This is a genomic window from Sphingopyxis sp. MC1, from assembly GCF_000371385.1.
GTDB lineage: Bacteria > Pseudomonadota > Alphaproteobacteria > Sphingomonadales > Sphingomonadaceae > Sphingopyxis > Sphingopyxis terrae.
Genome location: NZ_AOUN01000004.1, coordinates 104,260 through 128,973, shown reverse-complemented (window position 1 = coordinate 128,973; position 24,714 = coordinate 104,260). Strand labels below are relative to the sequence as shown.

Here is a 24,714-nt window from a genome sequence, read left to right as displayed (position 1 = left end):
GGGAACGAGGAGATGATGGCGCGGTTGCCTTAACCGGCCTATACTCTCCCCCATGTCGACCCTCGCCATCATCGCCCTTGTCCTTGCCACCGTCATCGCGATGGAAGGTGTCGCCTGGGCGAGCCACAAATATATCATGCACGGCTTCGGCTGGGGTTGGCACCGCGACCATCACGAACCGCACGGGCGTCGGCTGGAGAAGAACGACCTGTTCGCCATCGTCGGTGCCGCGATGAGCATTTCGATGTTCGCGATCGGCAGTCCGATGATCTTCGGTGCGGCGGCGTGGGAACCAGGAACGTGGATCGGCCTCGGTATCCTTTGCTATGGCATCATCTATACGCTGGTGCATGACGGGCTGGTCCATCAGCGCTATTTCCGCTGGGTACCGCGGCGCGGCTATGCCAAGCGGCTGGTGCAGGCGCACAAGCTGCACCATGCGACGATCGGCAAGGAAGGCGGGGTCAGCTTCGGCTTCGTCTTCGCGCGCGACCCGGCTAGGCTGAAGGCCGAATTGAAGGCGCAGCGCGAAGCGGGCATCGCCGTGGTGCGCGAGGCGCTGGCGGACTAATTCCCCTCATTGCGATGAGCCGAAGGCGACGCGGCAATCCAGAGTCTGCGTAAACCGCGCCGGATTGCTTCCCCCGGCTTTCGCCGGTGTCGCAATGACGAAGGAGGGCTCAGGCCGTCCGGTAGTCCGCCGTAATTACCCCGGCTGCTGCCAGCTCGGCTTCGTGGCTTTCTTCGCGCCACTCTTCGGCGAGCGCCTGCCGCTCCCATTCGCGCATGGCGGGGTGCGCCAGCATGTGGTCGACCCACGCCTGCCCGGCGCCGACGTCGAGGCCGTAAGTGCGGATGCGAAAGGCGACCGGCGCGAAAAAGGCGTCGGCGGCCGAGATGTCGGCGCCGGCGAGCCAGGGGCCGCCGAATTGCGCCAAGCCTTCCTCGAACAGTTCGCGGATGCGCGCGACATTGGCGGCGAGGGCGTCCGACATCGGCTTGGGCGTCACGCGGACGCCGACGTTCATTGTGCAATCGTTGCGGAGTGCCGCAAAGCCGCTGTGCATTTCCGCCACGGTGCACTGCGCCCAGGCGCGGGCGTCGGGATCGGCCGGCCAGACGCCATCGTGCCGGTCGGCGAGATAGAGCGTGATGCCAAGCGAGTCGTAGATGGTGCGCCCCTCGTGGAGCAGTGCCGGAACCTGACCGGTCGGCGAAAAGCTGCGGAAGGCGTCGTAATTGACGGGCTTTGCGAAAGGCTCGACGCGATCCTCGAAGTCGATGTCGAGCCCCTTCATCAGCATCCAGGGCCTTAGCGACCAGCTCGAATAATTGCGGTTGGCGGTGATCAGCACATACATGCTTCGCGCTCCTGTCGGACGATGGGGGAGGTGTAATCGGGGTCGTGCGTGAAGGGCAGCGGCGTGTGGTTTCTCAGCGCCGCCAGCACGCTGCCGAAGTCGGTTGCGGCCCGCCAGCCAAATCGGCGCTCGGCGCGCGACGGGTCATAAACGCGGTCGATGGTCTCGGGTAGCACCCAGCCTTCGGCGGCGTAAAGATCAGCGGCGTCGGGGTGATGGCGTGCGATCACGGCGCGAGCATCTCGGGCAAGTTCTCCGGCCTCTTCGCGTACGAAAGGCGGCGGCGCCGACAGGATGAACGTGTCGCAGCCGATCTGCGGCGCCGCTTCCAGCGCGGCGAGATGCGCCGCGGCGGCATCCTCGACCGTCAGGCGGCGGTTGAGCAGCTCGTTGGCCTTCAGATTTTCGCCGCTCGGCGCATCATGCGTATCGTCATCCTCGGGAAAGAAGCGCCCGGTACGTAGGATCGCGACGTTGATGCCGTGCGCGCGGTGGACCAACCGGCACGCCTGCTCGGCGGCCAGCTTGGTGATGCCATAGATGTTGCGCGGCTCGACGGGTGAAAAATCCTCGTCCATCCACCAGGCACCCTGTTCGCCCGCGCCTGCGCGCACATCGGCGCGGACCATCAGCGAAGTGGTCGAGGTGAAGAGGAAGCGGTCGTTCCCCGCCGCCACGGCAGCCTCGATCAGGTTCAGCGTGCCGGTCACATTGACGTCGATGAAGGCTTGCCGCGGATAACGGATGATATCGGGCTTGTGCAGCGCGCCGCTGTGAATGACGGCCTCGATGCCTTGCTCGCTCATCGTGCGGTCAACCAACGCGCGGTCGGCGACGGTACCGATCACGGCAGTATGCGCGCCGGGAACGACATCGAGCCCGGTAACGTCATGGCCGCTTTTGGCGAGCAACGGGGCCAGATAACGCCCGAGCCATCCCGACGATCCGGTCAGCAGTACGCGCATCGGTGACTCTCCTCTCGGTCTGAATGCGCGCCTGATACACAGGCCGCCGACAGGGGAACAAGGGCTTTACCCTTCCGGCGCCTCGGCAGTCGATTGTGGCGCGGTCGCCCCGCCCTTCTGCGGCGGCAGTTCGCTGAGGTCGAGCCAGGCCGCGTCGGCGCGCTTGTGATAGCTGTCGAGCGCGGCAAAGGGGATGCGGAAGGGGAAGCCCCAGTCGCTGTTCCACAGCGCGACGACGCCGGTGCGCGTTGCGGGTTCGAAGATCATCGTCGCGCGATAGCCCGACACGGCGCCCGAATGACCTTGAAGGCGGAGCCCGGCATAGGTGAAGTTACGCCAGCCGAGGCCGTAGGAGGCATCGCCGATCGCCTGCCGCAACGCGCCGCCATAGAGTCGCGCGGTGCCGACGCGCGGCTGATGAGCGATTTGCAGCACATCCTTCGGCAGCACGTCGGGACGATTGCCCATCATCGCCTGCATCCAGGTCGCGAAATCGACGATATCGCTTTCGACGCCGGCGGCGGCGGGGACGCGCCAATAGGCTTCCTTGACCGGCTGGACGTGGCGCCCGCGATGCGGCCGTGCCCAATCCTTCGCGCCCGTCAGCCGCTCGGCGCCATAGCCGGCGCTGACCATGCCGAGCGGCAGGAAAAAGCGGTCCTCGACGGCATCGGCAAAAGATTTGTGCGCCGCGGCGCCCAGAATCTCGCTCGCGGTGTCGAAGGCGACATTTTGATAGGTGTGGCAGGTGCCGGGCTCGCATTGCAGCGGCGCACCGGCGAGGCTGGTGCGCAGGAGCGCCGGGCTCTGACCTTCCTCCAGCTTTTCGTCATAGGCATTTTTGGTGAGGCCGGTGCGCTGGGCGAGCAGTTCGGCCAGCGTCACATGCGATTCGGCGCCGCCGGGAAGGCGCAGCGAGCTGTGCCAGCTTGCGACCGGCCGGTCGAGGTTCACCGCGCCATCCTTGCTCAGCGCCGCGGCCAGCGCGCCGGTTGCGGTCTTGGACACCGACGCCCAGCGGAACAGCGTATGCGGCGTGACCGGCGCGCCGCTATCGGCGTCGGCAACGCCGTAGGTGCGCACGAAGCTCAGCTTGCCATCCTCGACGACCGCCACCGCCAGCCCCGCCATTTCGGGGCGGGCGGCGAGATCGGTCAATTGCCGGTCGAGCGCGCGATAATCGATCCGCCCGTGCCATTTGTCGGGCGTGTCGGGCAGATCTTCGGGAGCGGCGAAGGGAATCGGAACGCTTGCCAGCGGCTGGCTGCCGCCCAGCGCCTGAACTCCGAACCAGCCGGCGAAAACGAGCGCGCCGGCCGCAACCAATATCATCAAAGCACGCAGCATGGACTCTCGATCAGACGGCGACCTCATATTTGGCCGTCGTCTTAGCTGCGACTTCGTCCGCCGTCACCCCCGGTGCGAGCTCGATCAGCCGGAACGGGCTGTCATGATCGTCGCGTTTGAACACCGCGAGGTCGGTGATGATCATGTCGACGACATTCTTGCCGGTCAGCGGCAGGGTGCAGGCGGGGATGAATTTGGGGCTGCCGTCCTTGGCATTATGTTCCATGACGACGATGATCTTCTTGACGCCGGCGACCAGATCCATCGCGCCGCCCATGCCCTTGATCATCTTGCCGGGGATCATCCAGTTGGCGATGTCGCCATTTTCGGCGACTTCCATCGCGCCCAGCACGGTAAGGTCGATATGCCCGCCGCGGATCATCGCGAAGCTTTCCGCCGAGCTGAAATAGACCGACTGCGGCAGTTCGCTGATCGTCTGCTTGCCCGCATTGATGAGGTCGGCGTCCTCCTCGCCCTCGATCGGGAAGGGGCCGATGCCGAGCATGCCGTTTTCCGACTGCAGCGTCACGTCCATCCCGTCGGGGATGTGGTTGGCGACCAGCGTCGGGATGCCGATGCCCAGATTGACGTAGAAGCCGTCCTGCAATTCCTTCGCGGCGCGCGCCGCCATATCATCACGCGTCCAGGCCATGTCAGTTCGGCTCCCATTGCTTGTCGGAGGGGAAGATGTCGGCAAAGCCGCCGCGGATCGACGGGCCATAGACGGGGTTGGAAAGCAGGAACCAGCCATGGCCCCACAGGCCCGCAACCGGTCCGCTCGTGGCCATCGCCTTGCGGTCGGCGACCGACAGCCCGCGTGCGTTGAACGCCTGCGCGAAATCGCCGAGCTGGTCGCCGCCCATCGCGATCACGCACCAGCGCGAAGCGATCAGCGCCCGGCGGCCGTCCTTGCTCGCTCCGTCGGGCGTGTCGCCCATCAGGAACAGTGTCTCGCCATGCTTGAAATCCCCAAGGCCGGCGGCGCGCAGCGTATCCTCGCTGCCCTTGGGATTGGCGGCGCTGCGGTTGGTGTTGACGATGATCGTCACCCCTGCACCGCGCATGATCGCCAGCGCATCGATGACGCCGGGCATCGCGACCGCCTTGCCGGCACCGGTCTTTTCCCACTGGTCCCAGACTGCGGGATCGAAATCCTTCCCCTGCTCGGCAAAGTAGCGCATCGCGCCGAGATTCCAGATCAGCGTTTCGTCGGCGTCGAACACCGCCGCGAGCGGTTTGTCCCCGCAATCGTCGAACTTCGGCGCGGCGGGCGTCGATCCTTCGGCGAGCACGACTTGGCGGCGCGGCGCCGCCGAAATCGCGGCCATGCGGACATAATCGGCCATGGTGCGATAGACCTGTGCCGAGGCGATCGCGCCCTCCGCCGAACCATAGAGCCACTGCTGCCCTGTCGGCGGCGAGGTCGGCGTCGGCTTTTCACCGACCTGCGAGGCGATCACTTCGGCGCTGGGCGCCGCGGGCGCCGTCGTCGCGGCGGTCTGGGCGCAGCCGGCGAGCAGCAGGCCGGCCGACAGGGCAAGCGCGCGCATCATGCGGCTTCCCGCTGGCGCACGGTGCGGAACTCGATCTTCTTGTCATAGGGCGCACCGACGATCAGCCGCTTCACATAGATGCCGGGCAAATGGATGCAGTCGGGATCGAGGCTGCCGACGGGGACGATCTCCTCGACCTCGGCAACGCAGATCTTGGCCGCGGTCGCCATCGGCTGGTTGAAGTTGCGCGCGGTCTTGCGGAAGATCAGATTGCCGCTTTCGTCAGCCTTCCACCCCTTGACGATCGCGAGGTCGGCAAAGATGCCGCGTTCGAGGATATAATCCTGTCCATCGAAATTCTTGACCTCCTTGCCCTCGGCCACCGCGGTGCCGACGCCGGTCTTGGTATAGAAGCCGGGGATGCCCGCGCCGCCCGCGCGGCAGCGTTCGGCGAGCGTGCCCTGCGGACAGAATTCGACCTCGAGCTCGCCGGCCAGATACTGCCGCTCGAACTCCTTGTTCTCGCCGACATAAGAGGAGATCATCTTCCTGACCTGCCGCGTACGCAGCAGCTTGCCGAGCCCTTCGCCGTCGATGCCGGCATTGTTGCTGGCTATGGTGAGGTCCTTCGTCCCGGCGTCGCGGATCGCGTCGATCAGCCGTTCGGGAATACCGCACAGGCCGAAGCCGCCCGCGCAGATATGCATGCCGTCGAAGAGCAGCCCTTCGAGCGCGGATGCTGCATCGGGGTATTGCTTGTTCGCCATGACGGGACTCCCTTCCTCTGATCGGCTCGCGGATCGGCCCACTGATCGGCGGCGACCTTGGCGCAAATAAATCATCAATTCTAATTGTTCTATTTTTCGATTATCCATAACCGATGTCGATCAATCGCATCTCCATCTATCATCTCGAAACCTTGCTGTGGATCGATCGGCTCGGCACATTCTCGGCCGCTGCCGAACGGCTCAACACGACGCAGCCCGCGGTGTCGGCGCGGATGCGCGAACTGGAGCAGCGATTGGGGTCGACGCTGTTTCGCCGCGACGGGCGCACCATGTCGCTGACCCCGGCGGGGCGCAAACTGGTCAATGATTGCACCCCGCTGCTGCGCGACATGCAACTCGCGCTGCTCGGCAGCGGCGGCTTCAATGAGGCGAGCGGCGTGGTGCGGATCGGCGCGGGCGAGATCGCCGCCGCGAGCTGCCTGCCGCCCTTCGTTGCGGCGCTGAAAGCCGAAATGCCCAATGTCGCGCTCGAGATCGAGATCGACCTGACCGCGAATCTGATCCAGCAACTGCTGACCGGCCGCACCGATCTGGCGTTTGCGGCGGGACCGATCGCGCACCCGGCGCTTCGGACCAGCCCGATCGGCGAGGTTGCACTGCTCTGGCTCGCCAACCCGGCGGTCGCCGCGCTGTTCGAGCGCGGAACGGGCGAACAGCAGGTGCCCGTCTGGTCGCTCGCCAGCCCCTCGCCGATCCACGGCCGGATGCGCGAGGCGATCGCGGCGTCGCGGATCGCGCAGAAATCGCTGAACCTGTGCAACAATGCCCGGATGATGATCGACATCGCACGCGCCGGCGGCGGTGTCGGCATCTTTCCCGAACCGATGGTGCGCGCCGAGGTTGCCGCGGGCGCGCTCGTCGAACTGGCGGGGCTGCCCGCGCTCGCGCCGGTCGAATTCCGCGTCGCGATGCGCGTGTCGGACACCGAACCCGTGCTGACGCGCATCTTCGATCAGGCCGCGGGCCTCAGCCTGACCGCGGGATAGCGCGGCGCGCGAAGATTCGTCCCTTTTGACCCCGGTCAATGAACGATAGGATCGCGCGGCGCATTATTCTGATGTTCACTGGATAAAGGAGGCCCCCAATGCGCTCAATTCTGGTTCATGCCGACAGCGACGCCGCGTCCGAAGGACGCTTGCAGGTCGCGCTCGATTGCGCCCGCCGTTTCGAAGGCCATGTCAGCCTGCTCATCGCGACGCCGCTGCGCGAATTCGTCAGCTTCGATCCGTTCGGCGGCACCTATTTCGCCGCCGAGGCGCTGGCGAAGGCGCAGGCCGACGATCTGGCGCTCGAAAGCCGGCTTGCCGACCGGCTGGCGAAGGAAGATGTGCCGTGGGACATCGAAATGGCCGATGGCGAAATCGTGAGCGCCTTGTCGGGCGCCGCGACGCTCGCCGATCTGGCGATCGTCAGCCTGCCCAAGGCGAAGGGCGATTTCCGCAGCGGCCCGCCGATGCTCGCGGGCGATCTGGCGCTGACTGCGTCGGTCCCGGTTCTGGCGCTGCCGCAGGACAGCAAGGCGCTCGATTTCGACAAGCCGGCGCTGATCGCGTGGAACGGCAGCCCTGAGGCGGCCCATGCGGTGCGCGCCGCGGTTCCCTTTCTGAAGGGCCGCCCGGTCGTGATCGTCACGATCGGCGGCGACGAGGGCGATTTCGCGGCCGAAGATGCGGCGCGCTATCTGTCACGGCACGGCATCCACGCCGAACTGCGCGCGATCGAGCGCGGCGTCGAAACCCCCGAGGAACGGATCGAAAAGGAAGCCGACGCGCTGGGCGCCGGCCTGATCGTGATGGGCGCCTTCGGTCGCAGCCGGCTGCGCGAGACGATCTTCGGCGGCGCGACGCAATATCTCGTGACGGGCGGCCGCTATCCGCTGCTGCTCGCGCACTAGGCCCGAAAGACTGGCTTGGAAGTCGGCGAACGATCGAAGCCTGCCACATCCACCCTCGTCATCCCGGACTTGATCCGGGATCCATTCACGCAGCGCCGGAATAATGGATCCCGGATCAAGTCCGGGATGACGAAGGGATGAAAGCCCCGCGTCGATATTGCGTTCCCCGGCGAAGGCCGGGGTCCAGGGCTTTACAGCACCAACGGTGGCGTTCGACACTCTGGACCCCGGCCTTCGCCGGGGAACGCAAAGCGGTTATCAGTAGCGTCCGCCAACCACCCCAAAACTTCGCGCGGGGCAATGCACCGCTCTGGCCACTCAGGGCAGCGGCATGCCCAGCGCGGCGGACAGGTCCGCCAGCGCCTGTTCGCCGCTCGTCACCTTGATCGCGTGCATGCCGAGCCCCGCGGCGGGTTTGCAGTTGATGCCAAGGTCGTCGAGATAGATGCACGCGGAGGGTTCGACGCCCAGCGCCGCGCACATCATCTGATAGATGCGCGGGTCGGGTTTGCGTACGCCGACCTTCGACGATTCGATGACATGGTCAAAGCGCGCCATGATCGCCGCGACCTCGGCCGCCATCGCCTCGCTGCGCGCCATGCCGGCGCCCTTGCCCGACGGCACATTGTTGGTGATGCAGCCGATCGTGAAGCCGCCGGCTTTCAGCGTGTCGAGCGCCGTGACCATTTGGGGGCGCACCGCGCCGGCGAGGACCGCCAGAACCGCTTCACCTTCAAGGTCGTGGCCCAGCGCGCGCGCTTCTTCGGCAAACAATGTGTCGAAGGTCGCGGCGTCGATCTCGGCGCGCTCGAACAGCGCCCAGGCATTGGTGTCGGGGTTGCGCGCATTCACCCCGCGCACGAAATCGCGGGGTAGCCCGCGTTCGGCTTCCAGCCGGTTGAACGCCTCGAAGGGCGAGGCGGTGATGACGCCGCCGAAGTCGAAGATCACATGCGTGTATTGAGCCATGCCGACGGCCATGCCGCGCGCTATCGTCCAAGATCAAGCGAATTTGACCGCATCTTTCGGGACGCCACACCCCTGCCGCTACGGCAAGGCGCGGCGCTGTTCATTCACCGGAGGATTTATGCTGCTCGAAGGAAAGACCGTCATCATCACCGGCGCGAGTTCGGGAATCGGGCGCGCCGCCGCGCGGCTGTTTGCGCGCCATGGCGCGCGGCTCGTGCTCGGCGGACGCGACCGGGCGCGGCTCGATGCCGTGGTCGCCGAAATTGTCGCCGATAACGGAACGGCGCGTGCGGTCGCGGGCGATGTTGTCGATGCAGCGACGCACGAGGCACTGGTTGCCGCCTGCGCACCGTGGGGCGGGCTCGACATCGCTTTCAACAACGCCGGTACGGTCGGCGCGCTCGCCCCGCTCGCCGATCAGGTGCCGGGCAATTGGGACGCGGTGATCGCGGCGAATCTGACCGCCGCCTTTCTGGGCGCCCGCGCGCAGATTCCGTCGATGCTGGCGCGCGGCAAGGGCGCCCTGATCTTTACCTCCAGCTTTGTCGGCAACAGCGTCGGGCTGCCGGGCATGGCCTGCTACGGCGCCGCCAAGGCGGGGCTGCTCGGACTCGTGCGCGGGATCACCGCCGATTATGGCGCGGCGGGTATTCGCGCCAACGCGCTGATCCCGGGCGGGACCGATACGGCGATGGCGGGCGATGCCGAATCGAAGGCATGGGCCGCCAGCCTGCACGCGATGAAGCGTATCGCCGACCCCGACGAGATCGCGCAGGCGGCGCTGTTTCTGGCGAGCGACATGGCGAGCTTCGTTTCGGGATCGGCGCTATGGGCCGAAGGCGGCAACGCCGCGGTCAAGCTCTGACCGCGCGGGCGCTGCGTCAGGGGATGACCAATATCCCCGCCGCGGGATCGGCGCGTCCCGACAGCATTTCGCGATAGGCATCGAGCGCCGCGGCGCTACCTTCGCGCCGGTCGATGCGCGCGATGCGCGGCGCAACCGCCATGAAGCCCAACCATGCCTCGGCGATCCGCTGCCCGAAGCCCGCGGCGCCCCAGTCGCCGACGCGTTTCTGGCTGCGGCCGGGGGCAAAGAAGCCCTGCCGTTCGGGGCCGGCCAGCGCCGCGGCGTCGGCCTCGGCGTCCCAGTGCGATTTGCCGACGATGATCGATACTTTCAGCGCATCGCCGAAATGGCCGTGCACCGCGCGGGTGACCGCGCCATTGCCCGCCATGTCGACAAAGGCCGACGGCACCGCAGCGTCGAGCGAGGCGATGTCGTCATAGGCGATCACACGGTCGTAGATGCCCTGCGCGGCCAGCGCCGCGACATTGGCCTTGCTCGTCAGTCCGATGCTGACGGGGCGGGCCCCCGCACGCTGGGCGAGCGCGAAGCCGAGGCCGATCGCCGTCTTGCTCGACGCGCTGGCGATCAGGATCTGGTCGGCGCCATAATCGCCTTTATCCTCGAACTGGTCGGCGATCAGCCAGCCGGTGAGGAAGAGCGGACGGAAGATCGGCCAATAATCATGATGATCGGCGCGATAGTCAGGCAGGGCCTCGATCCGTTGATATTGGTTGTAGATAGGAGGCAGGGAAGTGCGCCGCGGCGTGATGTCGGTGAAGCCGCCGGCGCCGACCTTGCCCGCGCTGAGCACCGCATGGCTTGCCATCGGATAATAGCCGTAAAAGCGATCGCCGGGCGCGATGCCCTCGGCGGCGCTCTCGATCACGGTGGCGAACCCCCAGACAGGCAGGCGGGCGGGCGCGTCACGCTCGGCGAAAAAGTCCCAATAGCCCTGATCGTTGCCAAACAGCCCCGCAGGCTTGCCGAAGACGGCGTAGGTGATGTTGTTCGCCGTCATCGCATAGCTGTCGACGCGCACACGAACCTCGCCGGCGCGCAGCGGCGCATGATCCGCCCGTGCGAGCGCCGCCTTCGAAATCGTGTCCCGATCGATGTCGATGGTCCAGGCCATATCGTTCATGCTTCTCTCTCCCGTCAGCCCAGCGGTGCTTCGAACAGCGATCCGATCGCGATGGTCAGCGCCATGGCGAAGGCGCCCCAGAAGGTGACGCGCAGCACGGGGCGCAGCATCGGCGCATTGCCCGCCCACGCACCGAGCGCGCCGAGGATCGCAAGGAAAGCGATCGACGCGCCCGACACCGTCCACGGCAGCGACGATCCCGTATCGAGGAAAACCACCAGCAGCGGCAGCGCCGCGCCCGCAGTAAAGCTGGCGGCCGATGCGACGGCGGCCTGCACCGGACGCGCCTTCATATGGTGGGTCAGCCCCAGTTCGTCGCGCAAATGGCTGTCGAGCGCATTGTGCGCGGTAAGCTGCGCGGCGACCTGTTCGGCAAGCGGACGGTCGAGCCCGCGTTCCTGATAGATTTGGGTCAGCTCCTCCAGCTCGAATTCGGGGTCGGTGGCGAGTTCGTGCCGTTCCTTTGCAATGTCGGCCTTTTCGGCGTCGCCTTGCGAACTGACCGAGACATATTCGCCCGCCGCCATCGACATCGCACCGGCGACCAGACCCGCGATGCCGGTAAGGAGGATGGCGGGTTGCGCCGCGCCCGCCGCCGCGACCCCCGCGATCAGGCTCGCGGTCGAGACGATGCCGTCGTTGGCGCCCAGAATCGCGGCGCGCAGCCATCCGATCCGCGCGACAGAGTGAGTTTCGCGGTGAGTATCGCGGCGCATATCTTCCCCTTTTCCGACCGGCGACCGATCAATATTGCAGCGTCAGTCCCGGCCGGTTCCAGCGCGTCTTTACCAGCCGCCCGGTGCCCGACAAGGTGATATAGGCATCCTGCATGTCGGCGCCGCCAAAGGCGATGTTGGTGGTGAAAATATCGTCGGTCGCGACGAACTCCACCAACTCTCCCGACGGCGACACGACGCTGATCCCGCATTCGCCGATGGTCGCGACGCAGATATTGCCGTTCGCCTCCATCGCCAGGCTGTCGAAGAATTTATAGCCGGCGGGGCGATAGAGCGGGATGCCGGGGCCGCCGGGACCGGCGTCGGGGGCGACCTTGCCGGGCGCCGTGATGTTGAACTTCATCAGGCGGCAGGTGTAGGTTTCGGCGGCGTAGAGCGCCTTGCCGTCGGGTGAGAGGCCGACGCCGTTCGGATTGTTCGACGGAAAGATCACTTCCTCGATAAAGCTGCCGTCGGCCTTGGCATAGAAGATGCCGACGATGTCGTGGCAGCGCTTTTCATAATCGACCTTGCCATGATCGGTGAACCAGAAGCCCCCGTGGCTGTCGAACATGATGTCGTTGGGGCCGCGCAGCACGACGCCGTTGTCGCCCGATTTATAGAGGATTTCGACCGCGCCCGTTTCGATATCGATGCGTTCGATGCGGCCGCCCGAATAATCCTTCGCGATGCCGTGCGGTGCCAGATAGCCGTTCGATTCGGTATATTCGAAGCCGCCGTTGTTGCAGCAGTAAAGCTTGCCGTCGGGACCGATCGCCAGGCCGTTGGGACCGCCGCCGGGGGTCGCGACCACCGCCTTGCGGCCGCCGGGCCAGCAGCGCGTGATGCGGCCGGCCTCGATCTCGGTCACGATGACGCTGCCGTCGTCCATCACCACCGGCGCCTCGGGAAAGCGCAATCCGTCAGCGATCAGTTCAAACTCGGCCATTCTCGTCTCCCTTGCTTTTGCTATTCGTCATGCCGGACCTGATCCGGCATCCATTCCTTCCAACGCAGCGGATAATGGACCCCGGATCAAGTCCGGGGTGACGAAGAGATGGCGGTGCGCGCGCGTCGCTCTCCCGCTTGCTCTTGCGCTTATCCTATGCTTTGCGCGCATCATGCCCGTTCGCACGCTCTTCGCCACAAATTTTTACGAGGCCGACATTGCCGCGCCCGACCTGCTGCAAGAGCTGGAGGAAAGCTGCCGGCTGTTCGCGCGCGAGGATGGCGCGGGCAAGGCGTGGAGCCGCGCGCACGGTTATCGCGGCTATACCAGCTATGCCAGCCTTGACGACCTGCCCGACCGCGACCCCGCCTTTCACGACCTCAAGCGCCTGCTCGACAAGCATGTGAAGGCCTTTGCCAAGGCGTGTCACTTCGATCTCGCCAAGCCGCTCAAGCTCGACAGCCTGTGGGTCAATGTCCTCAAACCCGGCGGTACGCACAGCGGGCATATCCACCCGCACAGCATCGTATCGGGCACCTTCTATGTCGCCGTGCCCTCCGGATCGGGCGCGCTGAAGCTCGAAGATCCGCGGCTCGCGATGCTGATGGCGGCGCCGGGGCGGAGCGAGGATGCGCCCGAGAGCCTGCAGCCCTTCATCTATGCCGAGCCCGCGGCGGGGCGCATTTTTCTGTGGGAAAGCTGGCTGCGGCACGAAGTGATGCCGAACGCCGGCAAGGACGAACGGATCAGCATCAGCTTTAACTATCGCTGATCGGTCCTATATGGTCGCCATCTGATGACCCTCCATTTCCCGTTCGATGCGAACGGATCAGACAGGAAATTGCCCGATGACCGCGACCTACGACGCCGACCTTCAGCTCTTCATCAACGGTGCCTGGCGGAGCGGCGAGGGGCGCGAGGCGCGGCCGGTCTATAACCCCGCAACCGCGGCGACGATCGCCGAGCTTCCCGTCGCAACCGCGGCCGACCTCGACGAAGCGCTTGCCGCCGCGGCGCGCGGCTGGCCGGTCTGGCGCGCCAAGACCCCTGACGAGCGCGCCGCGCTGATGCGCAAGGCCGCCGGACTGATCCGCGAACGCGCCGACCATATCGCGACATTGCTCACGCTCGAGCAGGGCAAGCCGATCGCCGAGGCGCGCGGCGAAGTGCTTTCGGCCTCGTCGTTGCTCGAATATTTTGCCGAACAGGGCAAGCGGATCGAGGGCCGCGTCGTGCAGCGCCCGGCGGGTCAGCGCGCGATGGTGCTGAAACAGCCCGTCGGCCCGGTCGCGGCGTTCAGCCCGTGGAATTTCCCCGTCAATCTGATGATCAAGAAGGTCGCGCCGGCGCTCGCCGCGGGCTGTGTCGTGATCGCCAAGGCGCCCGAGGAAACGCCGGGCTGCACCAGCGCGATCATGCGCTGCCTTGCCGATGCGGGCATCCCCGGCGACGTGGTGCAGCTCGTCTATGGCAATCCCGACATGATCAGCCGCCACCTGCTCGGCAGCGAGGTGATCCGGAAGGTCAGCTTCACCGGGTCGACCGCGGTCGGCAAGCATCTGATGAAGCTCGCCGCCGACCGGGTGCAGCGCATCACGATGGAGCTCGGCGGACACGCCCCGGTGCTGGTGTTCGACGATTGCGACCTTGAAACGACGCTCGACCGCGTCGTGACGCAGAAGTTTCGCAACGCCGGCCAGGTCTGCGTCTCGCCGACGCGCTTCTATGTGCAGGACGGCATCTACGACGCCTTCGTGAAGGGCTTTGCCGAACGCACCGCGCGCGTGAAGATCGGCAGCGGGCTCGATGCCGGCACCCAGATGGGACCGCTCGCCAACGCGCGCCGCGCCCCCGCGCTGGAAGCGATGATTGCCGATGCGACCGCAAAGGGCGCGCGGGTGATCGCGGGCGGAGCCGCGACGGGCGAAGGCTATTTCTTCCAGCCGACGGCACTGGCCGACGTGCCGCTCGACGCCGATGCGATGAACAACGAACCCTTTGGCCCGATGGCGCTGATCCGGCCGTTCGCGACAGAAGAAGACGCGCTCGAACAGGCGAACCGGCTACCCTATGGCCTTGCCGCCTTCGCCTTCACCGAAAACGGCCGCCGCATCAACCGCGTCGCCGACGGCATCGAAAGCGGCATGGTCGGGATCAACAGCTTCGTCATCTCGGCCAATGACATGCCTTTCGGCGGGATCAAGGAATCGGGCTTCGGCAGCGAGAGCGGACCGGAAGGCCTCGACGGTTATCTCGTCGCCAAGGCGGTGCATATTTACTGAGCGGCCAACTGCTTTGCGTGTGCTCCCGCACAGGCGGGAGCACAGAGCGTCCTAAAGCGAAGCTCGCCTGATCTGGCTCCGGGTCCCCGCTTTCGCGGGGACAAGCGGGTCGTCAATCGCGCTCCAGCGCCACGAAATCGCGACCGAGCGGCGCCAGATGCGCGCCGCCGTCGACGAAGATCGTCTGCCCCGTCACCGCCTCGGCGCGGGCGAGCCAGGCGACCGCGCCGGCAATATCGTCCGGGGTCGGCAGCGCGCCGAGCGGCATGCGTGCCGCGAGCCGCGTCATCTGTCCCGCGCTGTAATCGTCGGTGGGGAGGGTAAGCCCCGGCGCCACCGCATTGACGCGCGCGCGCGCGCCGAAGGCGACCGCCAGCGTCGCCGTCGCCTGCCACAGCGCCTGCTTCGACAGGCTGTAGGCAAGCTGGTCGGGCACCGGGTTGGCGATGCGCTGGTCCAGGATGTTGACGATCGCGGGGCGCCGGCCGCCTTCGTTCGCGGCAACCATGGCGCGCGCGAGCATCACCGGCGCGTGATGATTGATCTGCATCGTTTCGGCCAGCGCGGCGCCGGTCAGCGTGTCCCATTCGCCCTCGGGAAACAGCGAGGCGTTGTTGACGAGCAGCACTGGCGCACGGCCGAACCTTGCGATCACCGCGGGCACCAGCGCATCGACGGCGGCCGGATCGGCGAGGTCGGCGGCGAAGCGGTGACATTCGGCGCCCGTGTCGGCCAGCGCGTCCGCCAACACGGCATCGGCCGCGCCGGGGCTACGCTTGTGGATTGCGAGTGCATAGCCCTCGCGCGCAAGCCGCGCCGCGATCGCCGCGCCGATCCGGTGCAGACCACCGGTGACGAGTGCGATCGGCGCCGCCGTCATTTGCGCGCCCGGCGCATCGTGATGCCGATCTCTTCGCCATCCTCGGCGATCGCGAGCTTGACGATCTTCACCTCGACCTCTTCGACCTTGTCGTCCTGCAGGAACAGCGTGTCGATGATATGGTCGGCGACGCTTTCGATCAGCACGAAATGCACGTCCTTGGGCAGTCCCTCGGTCGCCGCGAATTTCAGGTTCATATAGTTTTTGGAGGCGCTGAGCGGGGTTGCCGGGTCATAATGATCGGCCATCACCAAGCGCGCACGCACCGAAATGCGCAGCGGCTGCGGCAGGTGGGTTTCTTCGGAATAAATGCCGGTCAGCACATCGACGGTCAGCCCGTCCACTTCCAGCCACAATGTGTCGGTCACAAGAAATTCCTGTCGTACGGGCGCGACATTCGGCTTTCCATTGCCGGTCGGCGACCCTAAAGCGCCGCCGCATTAGCGAAAGGGTGCGCGTTGGTCGAGTTACTTCCATTGTCCGAAATCGAACCGCAGGCAGTCGAGGCGCTCCTCGACGCCGCTTTCGGATCGGACCGCTTTGGACGAACCGCCTATCGCATCCGCGAGGGCATGGATGCGGTCCCCTGCCTCAGCTTCGCCGCTGTCGAGGATGGCGCGCTGGTCGGCACGATCCAGTGCTGGCCGGTCGCGCATCGCGATGCGCAGGGGACGGCGACGCCGCTGGTGATGGTCGGCCCGGTTGCGGTGCGCCCCGATGTTCAGCGCGGCGGGCACGGCCGCGCGCTGATGGACCGCATGCTCGAATCGGCGCGGACGATGGCCGACGGTGCGCTGATGATGATCGGCGATCCCGAATATTACGGCCGCTTCTTCGGCTTCACCGCGGACGCGACGGGGGCGTGGGACTTGCTTGGCCCCTATGAAAAGCACCGCCTGCTCGCGCTCGCCGTCAACGGTCACGATTTGCCCGTCGCGGCGGGGATGATCGGCCCGCGCTGAAGGATCGCTTCAGGCGACCCCGTGATACCACCACACGCCGCCGCGATCCTCCTTGCGCACGCGGCCTTCGACCTCGAGCCGCTTGAGATGCGCCAGCGCTTCGCCGGTCGCCAGATTCTGGTTGTGGGCGCCGATCGGGCGGTTGAACAGCAGCGGGAAGGTGTCGACCGCGCGCATCGGGGTTTCGGCGACCGCTTCGGCAACCTTGTAGAGCCGCATGCGGTGTTCGTCGCGGAGCGCCATCAGGCGGACGTGCAGCCCGCGAAAGGGCTCGCCATGCGCGGGACAGGTCACGACGTCGGCGGGAACGGTCGCGAGCAGCTTGTCGATCGAGGCGAGCCATTCGCCCAGCGGATCGGCATCGGGTTCGGTGATGTTGACCGACACGTTCGAGCTGATCCGCGGCAGTACCTGATCGCCCGAGACCAGCACGCCTTCGCGCTCGTTCCACAGGCACGCATGTTCGGGGCTGTGGCCTGACCCGGTGACGACGCGCCACATGTGTTTACCGAAATCGATCCGGTCGCCGTCGGCGATGCGGACATAGCTGCGCGGCAGTGCGAAGATCATGCGCTGAAACATGTTCCAGCCGCCCGCGCGCTGGCGCTCGATCGCCTCTTCGTCCCATCCCGCGGCGCGCGACTGGGCCAGCACCTCGTCGGGTGCGACGTCGGAGGAATCGGCGACGATGGCGCGCGCGGTGAGCATTTCGCCGCGCGTCATCCACAGCTTCACCTGCTGCTTCTTCGCAATCCAGCCGGCAAGGCCGATATGGTCGGGGTGCAGATGGGTGCCAAAGACCCGCGTGATGCGCGTGTCTGCGAGCGGCCCGGCATAGAGCGCTTTCCAAGCGTCCGAGCAGATGGTCAGGCAAATGCCCGTATCGACCACCGCCACCCCGTCGGAGCCGTCGGGGGCAGCGTCGTCGAGCAGCCAGCTGTTGATGTGGCCCAGCGAACCCGGCATCGGGATGCGCGCCCAGCTGATGCCGTCGGCGATGCGGATCGTTTCGCCGGTCCCCGGTGCGGCGTCGCCCCAGGGATAGGTCAATCCGGCGTGGCTCGTCGCGGTAAAGCTGTCGTCCTGGGTCAGCGACGCGTCCGGCGAACCGCTGGCCGCCGGAATATCATCCTCGTCGCCGCCGACCGCCATGCGTCAGGCTTCGTCGTCCGAATGATCCTCTGCCGCGCGCGCTTCGGCGGCGGCGCTGCGCTCGGCGCGCAGTTCCTCGAGCAGCGCCTCGCGGTCGCCTTCGAAGCGGCTGTCTTCGGGGGCCTTGATCCCCGCCTTTTTCGCGGCCTTCGCGACGATCGCGTCGAGTTCGCGCTGCGAGCAGAGACCGAGCGTCACCGGATCCTTGGGCACGATGTTCGCGCTGTTCCAGTGGCTGCGATCGCGGATCGCGCCGATGGTGTTGCGCGTCGTGCCGATCAGCTTGCCGATCGCGCCGTCCGACACTTCGGGATGGTTCTTGAGGATCCAGGCGATGCCGTCGGGCTTGTCCTGACGCTTGCTGACCGGCGTGTAGCGCGGGCCGCGGGTGCGGCGGATCGTGTCCTGCGCCTGCTTCGTCATCTTGAGCTTGTAGTTCGGGTCGTTCTGGCCCTTTTCAATCTCTTCCATCGACAGTTCGTGGGCGCGAACCGGATCGCGGCCGGTATATTTGGTCGCCGCGGTCTCGTCGGCGATCGCCTGCACTTCCAGGATATGGATGCCGCAATAATCGGCGATCTGAGCAAAGGTCAGGCCGGTGTTGTCGACCAGCCAGGCGGCGGTCGCATGCGGCATCAGCGGGGTGGCATCGGCATTGGCCATGACTGCTTCTCCAAAAGCGGAAATAATAAGGGCCGCCCCTCGCGGGGCGGCCGGACATTGGCCGCGGCTTTATACGCCTTTGCCGATGGCGGCAAGCCCCGGCGATTCGGCGGCGTTTGCGGCAATATTGTTCCGATCCGCCCGGCGATGTGCCGCTTGGCTATTTCAAAAGGAACGCCAGCATCCCGATCAGGCCTTTCGCCTCTGCCGAGCCGGCCGGTACGGGCGGCAGATAAGCACGGCAGTCGAGACAGGCGGCCTGCACCGATCCGCTGCTCGTCAGCATCTGCATATCCTGCACCAGCCGGCGCTCGGCGAGGGTGCGGTTCATTGCCGCGATGCCGAACCAGCCGCGCGGCGCGAGTGCGGTTTCATCCTGCTCGGCGCCGGTCCAAGCGGCGAGCATCTTCGACCATTCGCTCGGCTCTTCCTCGAAATATTGGGCGTGGAAGGCGCCATCGACCTTGGCAAGCTTCGCCGCGGCCGCGAGGGCGTCGGGCAGCCCGCCGAACTGGTCGACCAGCCCGATCTGACGCGCGGTGCCGCCGGCCCAGACGCGGCCCTCGGCGATCGCCTCGATCTTTTCGATGGGCTGTTTGCGGCTCTTGGCGACGAGGCCGGTGAAGCGGGCATAGACGTCCTCGACCCCCGCCTGCGCGAGCTGGTTGAACTCTTCGTTGACGCCGCCGAGGATGTCGGGCTGACCCGACAGCGGGGTGGTGCGGATGCCGTCGGTGGTGACGCCGATCTTGGCGAGTGTCTTGTCGAAACTCGGCAGGATGCCGAAGACGCCGATCGAGCCGGTGATTGTCTCGGGCTCGGCAAAGATGCGGTCGGCGGGGGTCGAGACCCAATAGCCGCCCGAGGCCGCAACATTCGCCATCGAGACGACGATCGGCAGCTTTTTCGCCTTGGCGACGAGCAGCGCCTGGCGGATCTGTTCGGACGCCAGCACCGATCCGCCGGGCGAATCGACGCGCAGCACGATCGCCTTGACGCCGTCGTCCGATGCGGCGTCGAGGATATGTTCGGCGATCGTATCGCCGCCGGCGCTGCCGGGGCGCGCCTTGCCGTCGACGATGGTGCCCACGACCGGAACGACCGCGATCGCGGCTCCCTTGGCTTCGGGCGGGTTGGCGGCGACCCAGTTTTTGAGCGGGATCGCATTATAGGCCCAAGGCTGGCTGTCGTCGGGCGCGCCGGCGATTTCGGCGACGCGCTCGCCGAAAGCGAGTCGGCCGCCGATCTTGTCGACCAGTCCGGCGTCGAGCGACGCCTTGCTGAGGTCATTGTTTGCGGCCTTCACCACCGCGGCCGGAGTGGCCAGCACCGCGTCGAGCTTTGCCTGCGGCCGCGCCTTCTTCACTTCGGCGAGCCAGGTGTCCCACAGCACCGAGGCATAGGCCAGATTGGCCTCCTTCGCCTCGGGCGACTGGTCGCTGCGCAGATAGGGTTCGACCGCGCTCTTGAAAGTGCCGACGCGATAGATGTTCGCGGTGATGCCGAGCCGGTCCATCAGCCCCTTGTAATAGAGGCGCGATCCGCCGGGACCGGCGACGGCGACGCCGCCGATGCTGTCGGTCCATATTTCGCTCGCATGCGCGGCGAGCTGATAGCTGTCGGTCGTGTAGGCGGTGGCGAAGGCGAGCACGGGCTTCTTGGCCGCCCGCACCTTGTCGACCGCGGCGCCGACTTCGGCAAGCGACACCTGTCCGCCGCCGACGAAGCGGTCGAGGTCGAGAACGACGGCGCTGACGCGGTCGTCCTTCGCCGCGGTTTCGATAGCGCGGACGACGTCGCGGGTGCGATATTCCTTCATCCGATCGCCGCCCGACACGGCGGCAAAGGGATCGACCTCGGCCGGTTGTTCGCTCAGCACGCCGTCGAGTTCGACGACGAGCGCGCCTTTGCTGACCGGCAGCGACGCATTGGGACGGCCGGAGAGCAGCGCGAAGAGCCCGACGAAAAAGAGCAGGAGGAACAGGAGCGCGAGCCCGTCCTTGATCGCGACGAGCAGGTTCCAAACCTTGCGCGGAAAGCTGGTACCGCCGCGCGGCCGGTCGTCGCCCGGCAGCGGACGGCGAACCGGAATGGCCCAAGGGCCGGCGGAATCGGGGGTCTGGGGCGGCGTGGCGCTGGTGTCGGTCATGCCCCGTGCCTAATCCGCCCGCCCGGCCTTGGCAATCCAAGCTTCGACGGGCGTCCGACGAAGCCCCACCGGCGACGTCAGAGCCAGCCCTGTTCGCGGTACCAGCGCACCGTTTCGGCAAGTGCCTCATCGGTGGCGAGCGCGGGCTGCCACAACGCCGCCGGCGGCTGCGTCCCGGCGGCCGCGACCCAATCGGGATGCGCGATATAGGCGGCGCGATCGGGCGTCAGCTTGGCGCGATCGCGACGGACGAGGCGGTCGAGATGCCCGCCCGCCTTGAGCACCGCCGCCGGCACCGACAGCGCCGGTACGTTCGGCCGCCCGATCGCGCGGCCGATCGCCTTCGCAAATTCGCGGTGCGTCCAGCCCCCGTCCTGACCGTCATCGGGTTCATAGATTCGGCCAAGGGTTTCTTTGCGGTCGGCCGTCACCGCCAGCAGCAGGCGCGCCAGTTCATCGACATAGATGGCCGACATCCGCCCCGGCGGGGGGAGCAATGCGATGCCGCGGCCCACCATGCGGAACAGGTCGAGCATGTCGGTATCGCCGGGGCCGAAGACGGCGGGCGGCCGGATGACGGTCCAGTCGAGCGCGCTTTGTATCACCACGGCTTCGGCGCGTTCCTTCGACCAGCCATAGTTGGACAGCGCCGGCTCGCGCGCGGCGAGCGACGAGACATGGACGAAGCGCGCCACCCCCGCATCGCGGGCGGCCGCAACCATATTGGCGGTCGCGATGGCATTGCCCGCCTCGAACGCGGCGCGCGTCGGTACGTTGACGACGCCGGCGATGTGCAACACCGCATCGGCGCCCGCGATCATCGCAGCAAGGCTGTCGGGCCGGTCGAGCGCGCCGTCGATCCAGGTCACGCCATCGCGCGGCTCTTGCGGCCGCCGCGTCAGCGCGCGCACCCGCCATCCGGCGGCGACCGCCCGCTGCAATGTCGCGCCGCCAACGAAGCCGGTCGCACCGGTCATGGCCAGAACGCGCGATTGGTCCGGCGCCGTCACAACAGGACCAGATGGTCGCGGTGGACGATTGCCGCACGCGGCGCATAGCCGAGTGCGGCCTCCTGCGCATCACGGCCGAGGCCGAGGATCATTTGTGCATCGGCGGCGGTATATTCCGACAGTCCGCGCGCGATCGTGCGCCCGTCGGGACCGGCGATGTCGAGGATATCGCCGCGCGCGAAGTCGCCCGACGCGCCGGTGACGCCGGCGGCGAGCAGGCTGGCGCCGCCGGCAAGTGCGCGCACCGCCCCGGCGTCGATCGTCAGTCGTCCCTTGGCGGTCAGCCCGCCCGCGAGCCATGCCTTGCGCGCGCTCGCGCCGCGCTCGGCCGCGAAGAGCGTGTGGCGCGCGTCGGCCGACAAGGGCCGCTCAATGCGCCCCGACGCAATGGCGAGGCTCGCGCCCGCCGAATTGGCAATGCGCGCCGCCGCGATCTTCGACACCATGCCGCCCGACCCCATGCCCGATGCCGATCCGGTGTCGGCCATCGCCTCGATCGCGGCGTCGATGCGGTCGACGCGCGCGATGTGCGTGGCGCCGGACTGCGCCGGGTTACGATCATAAAGGCCGTCGATGTCGGAGAGCAGGACGACGCCGGCCGCGCCCGCCGCCTGCGCGACGCGCGCCGCGAGCCGGTCGTTGTCACCGAAGCGGATTTCCTCGGTCGCGACGCTGTCATTCTCGTTGATGATCGGAACGACGCCCAAGGTGAGCAAGCGGTCGAGCGTCGCGGCGGCGTTGAGGTAGCGGCGGCGATGTTCGAGATCGTCGAGCGTGACGAGGATTTGCGCTGCGGTCAGCCCTTCGGCGCCCAAAACCTCGGCCCAAACGTGCGACAGTGCAATCTGACCGGTCGCTGCCGCCGCCTGCGCATCCTCAAGGCTGGCGCGGCCGCCTTTGGCAAGGCCGAGCCGGCGAGCGCCGAGCGCAATCGCCCCCGACGACACCACGGCAACCTGCTGCCCGGCGCGGCAGCGCGCCGCGATGTCGGCGGCGATCCCGGTCAGCCAGTCGCGCCGTACCGCGCCGCCTTCATCGACGAGCAACGCCGATCCGATCTTGACGATCAGCCGCGGGCAGGAGGCAGGCGCGAACAACATGCGCGCCCGATAGCGCGCCGATGCCTGCGCGCCAATGAAATTAGACTAGCGCTTGCCGCCGAAGGTGTAGCTCAGCGCGATCCCGAATGCCGGCTGGTTGCGCGACCCGAAGGCGTGGGTGACGGGTGAGTCGGCGGCATCGCCGACGAGGCGGTCGTAGCGGGCAAAGGCCGCGACGCCCCAATTGCGCGTCAACTGGCGCATATAGCCCGCGGTGACACCGACCGATTGCACGCCGCCCTTGGGATCATAGGCGGGCAGGCCCGAGGCGGCGACATCGGCGGGAGCGACGCCGAAATAGGCGCGGCTATATTTGCTGTCGCCGAGCGAGACGCGCGGCCCGATCGAAAACAGCCAGTCGTCGCCCTGGCGCGCGACATAATCGGCGCCGACATCGCCGACCCAGCCGCCATGGCCGCCGAGGCCCTTGCGTGCTTCGACCCGCACGCGCAGCGCCGGGGTCAGCCAGGCTTGGGCGAAGGCGCCCGCTTCGACCGTCAGTCCGACCTTGGGCAGGTTGCCGCCGACGGCTTCGGGCTTGCGCTTGCGGATTATGCTGGCGGTCGGGCCGAAGTCGAATTTCTTGTCGTCGACAAGGTCGAAGCCAAAGCTCTGGTCGGGGGCCTCGAAGGCGAAATCCTCGCCGGGCTTGGCGCGCGAGAGGTCGACGAAGGGGCCGACGACGAGCTTTTTGGATCCGGGGGTTTCGGGCCAGAATTGCGGCCCGGCGAAGACGCGGGTGCGCTTGCCGGTCGTTTCGCCTTCGTCCTGCGCGGCGGCCGGGACGGCGGTGAGCGCCGTGGCCGCGGCCAGGCAGAGCGAGAGAGGCGCGCGCAGGGCGCGGGACGCGTGGGGAGGCATGACGAACTCCTTGTTGTTCCGCGATCAAATGCCCCGCGGGCGCGTTTCGTTCCGCGCCGGCCGCCGCGCCGTCAAAGCGGCGACCAAGCGCCTTCGTCGTCGGCGTCGTCGCGATGGTCGGCCGCGGGCGCAACCGGGCCGATGGCTTCGAGCAATTTGTCGAGCACCGCGCCCACGCCTTCGCCGCTGGCGCCCGACAGCGCCATGACCGGATAGCCGCTTGCTTCTTCAAGCTCGGCCTTGAGCGCGGCGATCAATTCCTCGTCGAGCGTATCGACCTTGTTGAGCGCGACGACGACCGGCTTGTCGGTCAACCCCGCGCCATAGGCGTCGAGTTCGTCGCGCACGATGTGATAGCTGGTCGCGACATCGGCATCATTGGCATCGACCAGATGCAGCAGCACGCGGCAGCGTTCGATATGCCCCAGAAAACGGTCGCCGATCCCCGCGCCATCGGCCGCACCTTCGATCAGGCCGGGAATATCGGCGATGACGAATTCGCGCCCCTTGTGGCTGACGACGCCGAGTTGCGGCCGTGTCGTCGTAAAGGCATAGGCGCCGACCTTGGCCTGTGCGTTGGAGACGGCGTTGATGAAGGTCGACTTGCCGGCATTGGGCAGCCCGACCAGACCCGCATCGGCGAGCAGCTTCAAGCGCAGCCACACCCACATTTCCTCGCCCGGCCAGCCGGGGCCGTGCTGACGCGGTGCGCGATTGGTCGAGCTTTTGTAGCTCGCATTGCCGCGCCCGCCGTCGCCGCCGCGCAGAAAGACGATGCGCTCGCCCTCCTTGGTCAGATCGGCGAGCAGGCTGCGATCTTCGTCATCGGCCAGGATCTGCGTGCCGATCGGCACCTGGATGACCAGATCGTCGCCGCCCGCGCCGGTGCGATCGCGGCCGGCCCCGGGGGTGCCGCGGCGGGCCTTGAAGTGCTGGGTATAGCGAAAGTCGATCAGCGTGTTGAGTCCGCTCACCGCCTCGAACACGATGTCGCCGCCCTTGCCGCCGTTGCCGCCGTCGGGGCCGCCATATTCGACATATTTCTCACGGCGAAACGAAACGGCGCCGGGGCCGCCGTCGCCGGACTTCACGAAAATCTTTGCCTGATCGAGGAAATGCATCGGCGCTCTTTAGGGCGAAGGGGCGCATTTGGCTAGGTCGCGATGGCGTCGCTCAACATGCCGC

At 66.9% G+C, this 24,714-nt stretch carries 26 protein-coding genes; 7 read left to right on the top strand and 19 right to left on the bottom strand.

Annotated elements, in window-relative coordinates:
* Positions 1-52 precede the first annotated feature (52 nt).
* Entirely contained in the window at positions 53-571 is a 519-nt protein-coding gene (locus EBMC1_RS07400) for a sterol desaturase family protein (RefSeq protein ID WP_003042932.1), read from the top strand.
* Between the two features lie 109 nt (positions 572-680).
* On the opposite strand, the gene EBMC1_RS07395 is transcribed toward EBMC1_RS07400, so the two are convergent.
* From EBMC1_RS07395 to EBMC1_RS07370, 6 genes are all read right to left on the bottom strand, one after another.
* Positions 681-1,361 carry a glutathione S-transferase family protein gene (locus EBMC1_RS07395; RefSeq protein WP_003042929.1) on the bottom strand — a complete coding sequence of 227 codons (681 nt, stop codon included), beginning with the start codon at positions 1,359-1,361 and terminating at the stop codon, positions 681-683.
* Positions 1,349-2,326: an NAD-dependent epimerase/dehydratase family protein gene (locus tag EBMC1_RS07390; RefSeq protein WP_003042927.1), complete on the bottom strand. Its 978-nt coding sequence runs from the start codon at positions 2,324-2,326 to the stop codon at positions 1,349-1,351. The genes EBMC1_RS07395 and EBMC1_RS07390 overlap by 13 nt, the downstream gene beginning before the upstream one ends.
* A gap of 66 nt (positions 2,327-2,392) precedes the next feature.
* Entirely contained in the window at positions 2,393-3,673 is a 1,281-nt protein-coding gene (locus EBMC1_RS07385; protein ID WP_003042924.1) for a serine hydrolase domain-containing protein, read from the bottom strand.
* 10 nt (positions 3,674-3,683) lie between these two features.
* The gene (locus tag EBMC1_RS07380; RefSeq protein WP_003042921.1) at positions 3,684-4,325 is read right to left on the bottom strand and encodes a CoA transferase subunit B; all 642 of its coding nucleotides are present in this window, start codon (positions 4,323-4,325) and stop codon (positions 3,684-3,686) included.
* 1 nt (position 4,326) lies between these two features.
* A complete protein-coding gene (locus EBMC1_RS07375) occupies positions 4,327-5,226 on the bottom strand; it encodes an HAD family acid phosphatase (protein ID WP_003042918.1) in 900 nt (299 codons plus the stop codon).
* A complete protein-coding gene (locus EBMC1_RS07370; RefSeq protein WP_003042915.1) occupies positions 5,223-5,933 on the bottom strand; it encodes a CoA transferase subunit A in 711 nt (236 codons plus the stop codon). The genes EBMC1_RS07375 and EBMC1_RS07370 overlap by 4 nt, the downstream gene beginning before the upstream one ends.
* Before the next feature lie 113 nt (positions 5,934-6,046).
* Between EBMC1_RS07370 and EBMC1_RS07365 the strand changes: the two genes are divergently transcribed.
* Positions 6,047-6,940, top strand: coding sequence for a LysR family transcriptional regulator (locus EBMC1_RS07365; protein ID WP_003042913.1), 894 nt, complete (start codon positions 6,047-6,049; stop codon positions 6,938-6,940).
* A gap of 98 nt (positions 6,941-7,038) precedes the next feature.
* Positions 7,039-7,848, top strand: coding sequence for a universal stress protein (locus EBMC1_RS07360; protein WP_003042910.1), 810 nt, complete (start codon positions 7,039-7,041; stop codon positions 7,846-7,848).
* A 318-nt stretch (positions 7,849-8,166) separates the two neighbouring features.
* Here the strand turns inward: EBMC1_RS07360 and EBMC1_RS07355 are convergent, their stop codons facing one another.
* The gene (locus EBMC1_RS07355) at positions 8,167-8,817 is read right to left on the bottom strand and encodes an HAD-IA family hydrolase (RefSeq protein WP_156001053.1); all 651 of its coding nucleotides are present in this window, start codon (positions 8,815-8,817) and stop codon (positions 8,167-8,169) included.
* Between the two features lie 118 nt (positions 8,818-8,935).
* Between EBMC1_RS07355 and EBMC1_RS07350 the strand changes: the two genes are divergently transcribed.
* Complete coding sequence (locus EBMC1_RS07350; protein WP_003042904.1) at positions 8,936-9,682, top strand: SDR family oxidoreductase; 747 nt, start codon at positions 8,936-8,938, stop codon at positions 9,680-9,682.
* A gap of 16 nt (positions 9,683-9,698) precedes the next feature.
* Here EBMC1_RS07350 and EBMC1_RS07345 read toward each other — a convergent pair whose 3' ends face one another.
* The 3 genes from EBMC1_RS07345 to EBMC1_RS07335 are packed head-to-tail and all read right to left on the bottom strand — an operon-like array spanning position 9,699 to position 12,470.
* Positions 9,699-10,805, bottom strand: a complete 1,107-nt coding sequence (locus EBMC1_RS07345; protein ID WP_003042901.1) for a DUF2855 family protein — start codon at positions 10,803-10,805, stop codon at positions 9,699-9,701.
* A 14-nt stretch (positions 10,806-10,819) separates the two neighbouring features.
* The gene (locus EBMC1_RS07340) at positions 10,820-11,521 is read right to left on the bottom strand and encodes a VIT1/CCC1 transporter family protein (protein ID WP_003042899.1); all 702 of its coding nucleotides are present in this window, start codon (positions 11,519-11,521) and stop codon (positions 10,820-10,822) included.
* 28 nt (positions 11,522-11,549) lie between these two features.
* On the bottom strand, positions 11,550-12,470 hold the full coding sequence (locus EBMC1_RS07335) for an SMP-30/gluconolactonase/LRE family protein (RefSeq protein WP_003042896.1): 921 nt from the start codon (positions 12,468-12,470) through the stop codon (positions 11,550-11,552).
* A 172-nt stretch (positions 12,471-12,642) separates the two neighbouring features.
* On the opposite strand from EBMC1_RS07335, the gene EBMC1_RS07330 reads away from it, so the two are divergent.
* Entirely contained in the window at positions 12,643-13,242 is a 600-nt protein-coding gene (locus EBMC1_RS07330) for a TIGR02466 family protein (protein ID WP_040589787.1), read from the top strand.
* A 76-nt stretch (positions 13,243-13,318) separates the two neighbouring features.
* Positions 13,319-14,752, top strand: coding sequence for an NAD-dependent succinate-semialdehyde dehydrogenase (locus tag EBMC1_RS07325; protein WP_003042891.1), 1,434 nt, complete (start codon positions 13,319-13,321; stop codon positions 14,750-14,752).
* A 112-nt stretch (positions 14,753-14,864) separates the two neighbouring features.
* Here the strand turns inward: EBMC1_RS07325 and EBMC1_RS07320 are convergent, their stop codons facing one another.
* Positions 14,865-15,632: an SDR family oxidoreductase gene (locus tag EBMC1_RS07320; protein ID WP_003042889.1), complete on the bottom strand. Its 768-nt coding sequence runs from the start codon at positions 15,630-15,632 to the stop codon at positions 14,865-14,867.
* Positions 15,629-16,000 carry a dihydroneopterin aldolase gene (locus EBMC1_RS07315; protein WP_003042886.1) on the bottom strand — a complete coding sequence of 124 codons (372 nt, stop codon included), beginning with the start codon at positions 15,998-16,000 and terminating at the stop codon, positions 15,629-15,631. Before EBMC1_RS07315 ends, EBMC1_RS07320 begins: the two co-directional genes overlap by 4 nt.
* 108 nt (positions 16,001-16,108) lie before the next feature.
* Here EBMC1_RS07315 and EBMC1_RS07310 point away from each other — a divergent pair, with 108 nt between their 5' ends.
* Positions 16,109-16,594: a GNAT family N-acetyltransferase gene (locus tag EBMC1_RS07310; protein WP_003042884.1), complete on the top strand. Its 486-nt coding sequence runs from the start codon at positions 16,109-16,111 to the stop codon at positions 16,592-16,594.
* 9 nt (positions 16,595-16,603) lie between these two features.
* On the opposite strand, the gene EBMC1_RS07305 is transcribed toward EBMC1_RS07310, so the two are convergent.
* From EBMC1_RS07305 to obgE, 7 genes are all read right to left on the bottom strand, one after another.
* Complete coding sequence (locus EBMC1_RS07305) at positions 16,604-17,746, bottom strand: MBL fold metallo-hydrolase (protein WP_003042882.1); 1,143 nt, start codon at positions 17,744-17,746, stop codon at positions 16,604-16,606.
* Between the two features lie 3 nt (positions 17,747-17,749).
* A complete protein-coding gene (locus tag EBMC1_RS07300) occupies positions 17,750-18,382 on the bottom strand; it encodes a DUF1013 domain-containing protein (protein ID WP_040589884.1) in 633 nt (210 codons plus the stop codon).
* Positions 18,383-18,569: 187 nt separating this feature from the next.
* On the bottom strand, positions 18,570-20,558 hold the full coding sequence (gene sppA, locus EBMC1_RS07295) for a signal peptide peptidase SppA (RefSeq protein ID WP_003042878.1): 1,989 nt from the start codon (positions 20,556-20,558) through the stop codon (positions 18,570-18,572).
* A 77-nt stretch (positions 20,559-20,635) separates the two neighbouring features.
* Positions 20,636-21,535 (bottom strand): NAD-dependent epimerase/dehydratase family protein, encoded by a 900-nt coding sequence (locus EBMC1_RS07290; protein ID WP_040589882.1) that lies wholly within the window; start codon positions 21,533-21,535, stop codon positions 20,636-20,638.
* Positions 21,536-21,564: 29 nt separating this feature from the next.
* Complete coding sequence (gene proB, locus EBMC1_RS07285; protein WP_003042873.1) at positions 21,565-22,668, bottom strand: glutamate 5-kinase; 1,104 nt, start codon at positions 22,666-22,668, stop codon at positions 21,565-21,567.
* Between the two features lie 45 nt (positions 22,669-22,713).
* Positions 22,714-23,529 (bottom strand): MipA/OmpV family protein, encoded by an 816-nt coding sequence (locus tag EBMC1_RS17790; protein WP_003042870.1) that lies wholly within the window; start codon positions 23,527-23,529, stop codon positions 22,714-22,716.
* 71 nt (positions 23,530-23,600) lie between these two features.
* Positions 23,601-24,650 carry a GTPase ObgE gene (gene obgE / locus EBMC1_RS07275; protein WP_003042868.1) on the bottom strand — a complete coding sequence of 350 codons (1,050 nt, stop codon included), beginning with the start codon at positions 24,648-24,650 and terminating at the stop codon, positions 23,601-23,603.
* Positions 24,651-24,714 lie beyond the last annotated feature (64 nt).

What these genes read in the sequence shown, in the direction of transcription:
- EBMC1_RS07325 (WP_003042891.1), top strand. Translation starts at nt 13,319, where the DNA reads ATGACCGCGACCTACGACGCCGACCTTCAGCTCTTCATCAACGGTGCC.
- EBMC1_RS07400 (WP_003042932.1), top strand. Translation starts at nt 53, where the DNA reads ATGTCGACCCTCGCCATCATCGCCCTTGTCCTTGCCACCGTCATCGCG.
- EBMC1_RS07365 (WP_003042913.1), top strand. Translation starts at nt 6,047, where the DNA reads ATGTCGATCAATCGCATCTCCATCTATCATCTCGAAACCTTGCTGTGG.
- obgE (WP_003042868.1), bottom strand. Translation starts at nt 24,650, where the DNA reads ATGCATTTCCTCGATCAGGCAAAGATTTTCGTGAAGTCCGGCGACGGC.
- EBMC1_RS07380 (WP_003042921.1), bottom strand. Translation starts at nt 4,325, where the DNA reads ATGGCCTGGACGCGTGATGATATGGCGGCGCGCGCCGCGAAGGAATTG.
- EBMC1_RS07385 (WP_003042924.1), bottom strand. Translation starts at nt 3,673, where the DNA reads ATGCTGCGTGCTTTGATGATATTGGTTGCGGCCGGCGCGCTCGTTTTC.
- EBMC1_RS07355 (WP_156001053.1), bottom strand. Translation starts at nt 8,817, where the DNA reads ATGGCTCAATACACGCATGTGATCTTCGACTTCGGCGGCGTCATCACC.
- EBMC1_RS07300 (WP_040589884.1), bottom strand. Translation starts at nt 18,382, where the DNA reads ATGCCGCATGCGACCGCCGCCTGGCTGGTCGACAACACCGGCCTGACC.
- proB (WP_003042873.1), bottom strand. Translation starts at nt 22,668, where the DNA reads ATGTTGTTCGCGCCTGCCTCCTGCCCGCGGCTGATCGTCAAGATCGGA.
- EBMC1_RS07305 (WP_003042882.1), bottom strand. Translation starts at nt 17,746, where the DNA reads ATGGCGGTCGGCGGCGACGAGGATGATATTCCGGCGGCCAGCGGTTCG.
- EBMC1_RS07360 (WP_003042910.1), top strand. Translation starts at nt 7,039, where the DNA reads ATGCGCTCAATTCTGGTTCATGCCGACAGCGACGCCGCGTCCGAAGGA.
- EBMC1_RS07390 (WP_003042927.1), bottom strand. Translation starts at nt 2,326, where the DNA reads ATGCGCGTACTGCTGACCGGATCGTCGGGATGGCTCGGGCGTTATCTG.
- EBMC1_RS07350 (WP_003042904.1), top strand. Translation starts at nt 8,936, where the DNA reads ATGCTGCTCGAAGGAAAGACCGTCATCATCACCGGCGCGAGTTCGGGA.
- sppA (WP_003042878.1), bottom strand. Translation starts at nt 20,558, where the DNA reads ATGACCGACACCAGCGCCACGCCGCCCCAGACCCCCGATTCCGCCGGC.
- EBMC1_RS07395 (WP_003042929.1), bottom strand. Translation starts at nt 1,361, where the DNA reads ATGTATGTGCTGATCACCGCCAACCGCAATTATTCGAGCTGGTCGCTA.
- EBMC1_RS07330 (WP_040589787.1), top strand. Translation starts at nt 12,643, where the DNA reads ATGCCCGTTCGCACGCTCTTCGCCACAAATTTTTACGAGGCCGACATT.
- EBMC1_RS07290 (WP_040589882.1), bottom strand. Translation starts at nt 21,535, where the DNA reads ATGACCGGTGCGACCGGCTTCGTTGGCGGCGCGACATTGCAGCGGGCG.
- EBMC1_RS07340 (WP_003042899.1), bottom strand. Translation starts at nt 11,521, where the DNA reads ATGCGCCGCGATACTCACCGCGAAACTCACTCTGTCGCGCGGATCGGA.
- EBMC1_RS07320 (WP_003042889.1), bottom strand. Translation starts at nt 15,632, where the DNA reads ATGACGGCGGCGCCGATCGCACTCGTCACCGGTGGTCTGCACCGGATC.
- EBMC1_RS17790 (WP_003042870.1), bottom strand. Translation starts at nt 23,529, where the DNA reads ATGCCTCCCCACGCGTCCCGCGCCCTGCGCGCGCCTCTCTCGCTCTGC.
- EBMC1_RS07370 (WP_003042915.1), bottom strand. Translation starts at nt 5,933, where the DNA reads ATGGCGAACAAGCAATACCCCGATGCAGCATCCGCGCTCGAAGGGCTG.
- EBMC1_RS07375 (WP_003042918.1), bottom strand. Translation starts at nt 5,226, where the DNA reads ATGATGCGCGCGCTTGCCCTGTCGGCCGGCCTGCTGCTCGCCGGCTGC.
- EBMC1_RS07335 (WP_003042896.1), bottom strand. Translation starts at nt 12,470, where the DNA reads ATGGCCGAGTTTGAACTGATCGCTGACGGATTGCGCTTTCCCGAGGCG.
- EBMC1_RS07345 (WP_003042901.1), bottom strand. Translation starts at nt 10,805, where the DNA reads ATGAACGATATGGCCTGGACCATCGACATCGATCGGGACACGATTTCG.